General features: G+C 36.2%; 7 protein-coding genes. 6 read left to right on the top strand and 1 reads right to left on the bottom strand.

Annotated elements, in window-relative coordinates:
• The 6 genes from Q8907_10515 to Q8907_10490 all read left to right on the top strand — a co-directional run.
• Positions 1-271 (top strand): orotate phosphoribosyltransferase (locus tag Q8907_10515; GenBank protein ID MDP4274700.1); only part of this gene is annotated, 271 nt, incomplete at its 5' end.
• Between the two features lie 10 nt (positions 272-281).
• A complete protein-coding gene (locus Q8907_10510) occupies positions 282-686 on the top strand; it encodes an SRPBCC domain-containing protein (GenBank protein MDP4274699.1) in 405 nt (134 codons plus the stop codon).
• 145 nt (positions 687-831) lie between these two features.
• The gene (gene rpsO / locus Q8907_10505) at positions 832-1,101 is read left to right on the top strand and encodes a 30S ribosomal protein S15 (protein MDP4274698.1); all 270 of its coding nucleotides are present in this window, start codon (positions 832-834) and stop codon (positions 1,099-1,101) included.
• Positions 1,102-1,259: 158 nt separating this feature from the next.
• Entirely contained in the window at positions 1,260-3,416 is a 2,157-nt protein-coding gene (locus Q8907_10500) for a polyribonucleotide nucleotidyltransferase (protein ID MDP4274697.1), read from the top strand.
• A gap of 341 nt (positions 3,417-3,757) precedes the next feature.
• Complete coding sequence (locus tag Q8907_10495) at positions 3,758-5,503, top strand: hypothetical protein (protein ID MDP4274696.1); 1,746 nt, start codon at positions 3,758-3,760, stop codon at positions 5,501-5,503.
• A gap of 184 nt (positions 5,504-5,687) precedes the next feature.
• Positions 5,688-7,082: a hypothetical protein gene (locus Q8907_10490; protein ID MDP4274695.1), complete on the top strand. Its 1,395-nt coding sequence runs from the start codon at positions 5,688-5,690 to the stop codon at positions 7,080-7,082.
• Between the two features lie 11 nt (positions 7,083-7,093).
• Here the strand turns inward: Q8907_10490 and Q8907_10485 are convergent.
• Positions 7,094-7,318, bottom strand: a 225-nt coding sequence (locus tag Q8907_10485; protein MDP4274694.1) for a hypothetical protein, incomplete at its 5' end; no start/stop codon positions are given.

Genomic DNA, 7,318 nt, shown 5'->3' with positions numbered 1-7,318 from the left:
GGTAGAAGATCTTATTTCTACCGGGGGCAGTAGCTTAAAAGCTGTGGAATCTTTAAGAAAAGCCGGGTGCCGGGTGCTTGGGCTGGTAGCTATTTTCTCCTATGGCTTTGACAAGGCCATTGAAAACTTCAAAAATGCCAACTGCCCGTTTTATACCCTGACCAATTACAATACCCTGGTAAATTGTGCCTTGGAAATAAATTATATTAATCAAAATGAATTGCTGGTTTTGAAAAAATGGAGAGAAGATCCTCAAAACTGGAAGCCTTAATTTTTTACAGATGCTCAAGCTTGAAAGTAAAATTGGTACCATCAGACAAAGCGATGAAAATATTTATAATTTTCTGTCTGATTTTAATAATCTAAAACATTTAATTCCTTCTGATAAAGTAAAAGATTTTGAAGCAACGCAGGATACCTGCCATTTTTCCGTTCCGCCGGCCGGGAAGGTAGGATTGCATATTGTTAATCTCGAACCCTTTAAAACAATTAAAATTGCCGGGGAAGGGATGAAAAATGATTTTTTCTTCTGGATTCAGCTTAAACAGGTTGCCCCTTATGATACCAAAGTGAGGTTGACCATTCATGCGGAAGTTAATCCTATGATAAAAGCTTTGGTTAGTAAACCTTTACAAAAATTTATTGATACTTTAGCCGATCAATTAGGAAATCTTCAGTTTGCATAAGATTTGTTTGTTTTTTTCAATTTCAAGAAATATAAAGGAAAGATTATATTAAAAAACTTTTCTGATAATAATATTGAATTATTAAAAAAAATAAATAATTTTGCACTTTCTTAATTGTATACCAACAAATAAATAATATTAAAATATGTATTTGACAAACACTAGGAAGAAGGAAATTTTTGCTCAATTTGGCAAAGCTGAAACAAATACAGGTTCGGCTGAAGGTCAGATAGCTTTGTTTACTGAACGAATCAATTATCTTACAGAACATTTGAAGAATAATCGTAAAGATTTTAGCACTCAAAGAGCTTTGATGATGTTGGTAGGCAAAAGAAGAAGATTATTGGATTATTTAATGGAAGTTGATATTGAAAGATATCGTACTGTCATTAAAACATTGAATATCAGAAAGTAAAGGCAATTCCTGAAATTGCCTTTTTTTATAACAGGCTTTCTCCACATAAAGGGAAGAATAAATTTTTATTCTTCCTTCCTGAATGATGTAAATCTTTCTCAACGGTTGCAATAAATTTAAAAGGAAAAAAACGATAAAGATTAAGTAAAGTAATTTGTATGTTGAATGTAATTGAAAAAACAATTGATTTGGGTGATGGCCGACAGATAACCATCCAGACTGGAAAATTAGCCAAACAAGCCGACGGATCAGTTGTTGTTAAGATGGGGGGCACGATGTTGCTGGCTACTGTGGTATCCGCAAAAGAAGTAAAACCCGACACGGATTTTATGCCTCTGTCTGTTGAGTATAAAGAGAAATTCTATTCAGTGGGACGTTTCCCCGGTGGTTTCATGAAAAGAGAATCCAAGGCCGGAGATTATGAAATATTGATTGCACGTCTGGTTGACCGTGCCTTAAGGCCTTTGTTCCCTGATGACTATCATGCTGAAACCTTTGTTACTATTAACCTTATTTCTGCAGAAAAGGATATTGCGCCTGACGCATTAGCCGGTTTGGCTGCTTCTTCTGCATTAATGGTTTCTGATATCCCATTTAACGGACCTGTTTCAGAAGTAAGAGTGGCCCGTGTAGATGGAAAATTCATTGTTAATCCTTCTTTCTCTGAACTGGGGAAAGCTGATATAGAAATTATGGTGGGGGCAACCTACGATAATATTTCTATGGTTGAAGGCGAAATGAATGAAGTTTCTGAAGATGACATGGCGGAAGCTTTGAAATTCGCCCACAATTATATTAAGGAGCAATGCAAGGTTCAGATGGAACTGGCTAAAGCTGTAAACAAGCAAAAGCGGGAATATGAACCTGAACCTCAGGATGAAGAGCTTACTAAAGCTTTGCACGATTATGCCTATGATAAGATCTATCAAATCGGTAAATCTGCATTGCCAAAACATCAACGTGATGATGGATTTACCAAGATCAAAGAAGATTTTATAGAAAGCAAAAAAGCTGAATGGGAAGGTAATCTGACCGAAGAAGAAATCAACGTTAAGATTAATATCATTAAACGTGATTACGAAAAATTAATTCGTGAAGCTATACGTAATATGATTCTTGACGAAGGTATACGTATTGACGGCCGTAAGACCAATGAAATCAGGCCAATTTGGTGTGAAGTCGACTGTCTGCCTGCTGCTCATGGTTCAGCTATTTTTACCCGCGGTGAAACTCAGGCACTTGCTTCGGTTACACTGGGTACCAAGCTTGATGAAAAAATAATTGATGAAGTTTTGATGCAGGGTAGGGAAAAATTTGTGCTTCATTATAATTTTCCTCCATTTGCCACTGGAGAAGCAAAATCAGCCAGAGGTTTAAGCCGCAGAGAAATAGGACACGGAAATCTTGCCCATCGTGCCTTGAAAAGAATGATACCCCCTGATATTGAAAATCCTTATGCAATTCGTGTGGTTTCTGAAATATTGGAATCCAATGGCTCTTCTTCCATGGCAACTGTTTGTGCCGGTACTATGGCCTTGATGGACGCCGGTGTTAAAATTAAGAGACCTGTATCAGGTATTGCAATGGGATTGATTACCGATGCTAGTGGTAAATTTGCAGTTCTTTCCGATATTTTGGGGGATGAAGACCACTTTGGAGATATGGACTTTAAAGTTTGTGGAACCATAGAGGGTATTACGGCCTGCCAGATGGATATTAAGATCGACGGTTTGTCTTACGATATTTTAGGTAAGGCTTTGGCACAAGCTAAAGAAGGACGTCATTTTATTTTGGGAAAACTTTTGGAAACTATTCCTGAACCCCGTGCTGATTATAAACCTCATGCTCCGCGGATTGTTCAGATTACTATTCCTAAGGAAACTATTGGCGCTTTAATCGGTCCTGGAGGTAAAATTATTCAGGAAATCCAGAGCGATACCAAGACCACCATCACTATTGAAGAAGTTGATTCAAAGGGTTTTGTTAGTGTATTCGGCGAAAACAAGGAGGCTCTTGATGCTGCAATGCGCAGGATTAACGCTATTGTTGAAGTTCCTGAAGTAGGGAAAATCTATAAGGGTAAAGTAAAATCAATTATGCCATTTGGCGCTTTTATCGAAATTCTTCCGGGTAAGGACGGTTTGCTTCATATTTCTGAAATAGAGTGGAGACGGATAGAAAAAGTTGAGGATGTTTTAAAAGAAGGACAGGAAATAGAAGTCAAATTAATTGATATTGATAAGAAAACCGGAAAATTAAAATTATCCAGAAAGGTTTTACTTCCCAAACCTGCAAAGGCTGACGTCAAGGAATAAAAATTGACTTTTTTTACTGGTTTATATAATAAAGGACATGAATTTTTCATCGTCCTTTTTTTATATATTTTTGGGATTAAATTTAGAACGGAAATCAATTTTTAGTAATACCCCTGTTTTTTCAAAGGCTGAAATAAAAAAATATAGAATATATTTTTGTTTTCCTTCTGATTTTATTGCAAAAATGCTGCTTGAATATTCCAAAATCGGCTCTGTGAATCAAATATTTATAACTATTGTTTTTTTTTAATGAAAACATTTTTAAGTTTGTGTTGTAAAAAATTAGTATTTTTGGATATTATAGAAAAGTAAAAACAAATAACCCTTTAACTATGAAGAGAATGAAATTTAGTTATTTAGCATCTTTCGCAATGGTTGCAGTTGTTTTAAGCAGTTGCGGAGGTCTAAACAAGATGAAAGAAACTGTTGGTACTCTCAAACCTACTGTTACCCCTGAAGTTTTAGAAATGAAAGGCGGTAAAGTAGAAGTTGCTATCAGTGGTAATTTTCCACCGAAATTTTTTAATAAAAAAGCTATCCTTGAGGTTACTCCTGTGTTGAAATATACTAATGGCGAAACTGCTTATCCTACTGTAGCTTTCCAGGGAGAAAAAGTTCAGGCAAACAACAAAGTAATCAAATATAAAGAAGGTGGTGATTATAGCCTGGGTGGTACTGTTGATTATAATAAGGATATGATGGTTTCTGACCTGATCCTGAAATTGACGGCATCTGTAAAAGATAAAAAAGTTGATTGGGGCACCATTAAAATCGCTAATGGTGTTAAAGCAACCGCTTCTTTAGTCGTTAAAGATCCTAAAGCTTTAACCATGAAGGATAATTTCCAGCGTGTAACCGGAGATTCCTATGAGGCTGATATTCTTTATCTGATGAATAAAGCTAATGTACGGCCTACAGAATTAAACAAGGAAGAAGTTAAAAAACTTAGGGAATATATTAAAAATGCTGCTTCCGATAGTCAGAAAAGACAGCTGAGCAACATCGTGATTTCTGCTTATGCTTCACCTGATGGCCCTCAAAGTCTTAATGCCAATTTGGCTAATGAAAGAAAAGTTTCTGCTGACAAATTCTTGAAAGAATTTTTAAGTGAAAAAGCTGCTAAAAAAGGCAAAAAAGCTTCTAAAAAAGAAACTTTGAATTCAAAGATGGACAGCCTTTTCAGTATGATGTCTACTCCTGAAGATTGGGATGGATTTAAGGATTTGATGGAAAAATCTGATATTAAGGATAAGGATTTGGTATTGCGCGTTCTTTCAATGTATTCTGATCCTGATGTTCGTGAAAGAGAAATCAGAAATATTTCCAAGGCTTTTGAAGAAATTGCTGATAAGATCCTTCCTCAGTTGAGAAGGTCAAAGATGATTGCTAAAATTAATGTAATCGGCAAATCTGATGAACAACTCAAACAACTTTCTGCTTCAAACCCCGATTCTTTGAATCTGGAAGAACTTCTTTATGCTGCTTCCCTGACCAACGACAATGATACCAAATTGTCAATTTATCAGGCTGCCGAAAAGAAATATCCAGATGATGTTAGAGTTAAAAATAATTTAGGTTACACTTATTTACAATTAAACAAGATTGCTGATGCTAAATCTTCATTTGAAGCTGCAAAAGCTATAAAAGATGACGATATCATCAGAAATAACCTCGGTTGTGTCGCTTTACTTGAAGGTGATAATAAAGCTGCCGAAAACTTATTTACTTCTGCTGCAGCTGCCGGTAGTGCAGTGAATTATAATCTTGGAATTGTAAAGATTATTAGCGGTGATTATCCATCAGCTGTGAACTACTTCGGTAATGCAAATGAAGTTAATGCCGGTTTGGCTAAATTACTCAATGGACAATATGATGCTGCTATTACTACTTTAGGCAATGCTCCTGAATGCCCATTGGGATATTATCTTAAAGCTGTGGCTGCTTCCCGTTCTGGTAACAATGATGTAATGTTCAGCAACCTTCGTTCTGCTGTTGCTAAAGATGCATCTTACAAAGCTTATGCTCAGAAGGATGTTGAATTCCTCAAATTCTTCAACGATGCAACTTTTAAATCTATAGTTCAATAATTTTTAACTAGTCATAAAAAAAAGCGGCCTTTTTAAGGCCGCTTTTTTTTTGGGAATTTGGTGACTAATATTGAAATATCGTTACTTTTTTATTGGGACAAGTATGGGTTCTTGTTTACTTCCTCGATTTTTTAAGCAAGGGAATAAGAAAATATTGTAATTTAGGCGCTCAAAATAAATTAAAATGTCATCTGCACGAAAAATTTTATGTCTGGTTTCATTGATTTTGACCTGCTTTTCCTGCTCTTCCCGGAACGGATCAAGATTGTCTGCCGATGTGGCCGAAAGATTTAATAAAACAGTTGAAAAAGGCAAGGTAATTGATTCTATATGCTGCCGCAAGGATGCTTCCCAAAGTTATGCCCTTTATCTGCCTGCTCATTATACTCCCTCCAGGCGTTGGCCTGTGATTTATGCCTTTGATTCCCATGGGCATGGCAATGTCCCTGTAAAGTTATTTCAACATTTAGCGGAAAAACTGGGTTTTGTTGTAATTGGTTCCAATAATTCCAAAAATGGCTTATCTGGTGATGATTATAATTATATAATCAATCACCTTTTAGACGATACTCATGAAAAAATTTCAATTGACAGCAGAAGGGTATATACTGCGGGTCATTCAGGAGGAGCAAGACTTGCCTGCTATGTTGCTGCCTCCTATGGCGGAGTGGCCGGAGTGATTGCTTGTTCGGCTGGATTTCAACCAGATCCGGCCATGAAAAACCGTTTCGATTTTATTGGAATTGCCGGAACCGAGGATATGAATTTTCTGGAAATGTATAACCTTGATAAAGACCTTAATCAGTCTTTGTTGAAACATTATTTCCTGTCTTATAAAGGAAAACATGCATGGCCTCCTCAGCCGGTTTTGGATCAGGCTTTAACCTGGATGCAGATGAATGCAATGAGAAACAAACTTACTCCTGTTGATCAGACGTTGATTGATGAGTTCGCCCGCTCGCAGAATACTTCTGTGGCCGGTACAAAAGATATTTTGGAAAAATATGAGATTTTGAAATTTACCTCCGATTGTTTGAATGGTTTGTGTGATTTGACTTCTTATAATAAGCAACTTCAAAATTTAAAAAATTCAGTAGAAGTGAAAAATCATTTGGATCGTATGGAGAAAATTACAAATGTTGAATTTTCTATGCAAAAGAAGTATAGTGCCGCTTTTATGGAGAAGAGTATTTCCTGGTGGCAACCTGAATTAGTCAGATTGTCCAATCAAAAAGGTAAGAACGGGGATGAAAATTCAATGAACAAACGTCTTTTGGGCTTTGTCAGTCTAATGTCCTATACTTATCTAAGTCATGCCCTGTCGGAACAGGATATCAACAATGCTGAAAAGTTTGCAAAAATTTATCGATTGTCTGATCCTGCTAATCCTGATTGTTATTATTTGTATTCCTGGCTTTATATAGAACTGGGTAAAAACAAAGAGGCTCTTTCATCGTTAAATAAGGCTGTTGAACTGGGCTTTAGCGATAAAAAGAAGTTGGAACAGGACCCTGTTTTTGCTGAAATAAGCAGCTCACCTGAATTTACAAGGATACTGCAAAAAATAAAATCCGAGTAATTTAAAGCTGATCAGTTGACTCTCTTTGGGGGAAAGTCTAAAATTGAAGATTTTATTATATTTTGAGCATTTGGCTTTATTGCTGATCCGTTAAGGATTTTTTGATAAAGGTTTAGGTGTTCTCCGGCAATTTTGATGCAGGAATAATCTCTTAAAACTTTTAGCCTGGCTTCTGAAGAAAGTGTTTCCCAACGTTTGTCATCTTCATAAACCCATTGAATTCCGAGGGCGAGATC

This window comes from Bacteroidota bacterium (genome assembly GCA_030706565.1).
Lineage (GTDB): Bacteria > Bacteroidota > Bacteroidia > Bacteroidales > JAUZOH01 > JAUZOH01.
Note: the sequence above shows the minus strand (reverse complement) of the source record. Positions and strands in the feature narration are given on the sequence as shown.

Coding starts and splice junctions, on each gene's coding strand:
- rpsO (MDP4274698.1), top strand. CDS start 832: ATGTATTTGACAAACACTAGGAAGAAGGAAATTTTTGCTCAATTTGGC.
- Q8907_10495 (MDP4274696.1), top strand. CDS start 3,758: ATGAAATTTAGTTATTTAGCATCTTTCGCAATGGTTGCAGTTGTTTTA.
- Q8907_10510 (MDP4274699.1), top strand. CDS start 282: ATGCTCAAGCTTGAAAGTAAAATTGGTACCATCAGACAAAGCGATGAA.
- Q8907_10500 (MDP4274697.1), top strand. CDS start 1,260: ATGTTGAATGTAATTGAAAAAACAATTGATTTGGGTGATGGCCGACAG.
- Q8907_10490 (MDP4274695.1), top strand. CDS start 5,688: ATGTCATCTGCACGAAAAATTTTATGTCTGGTTTCATTGATTTTGACC.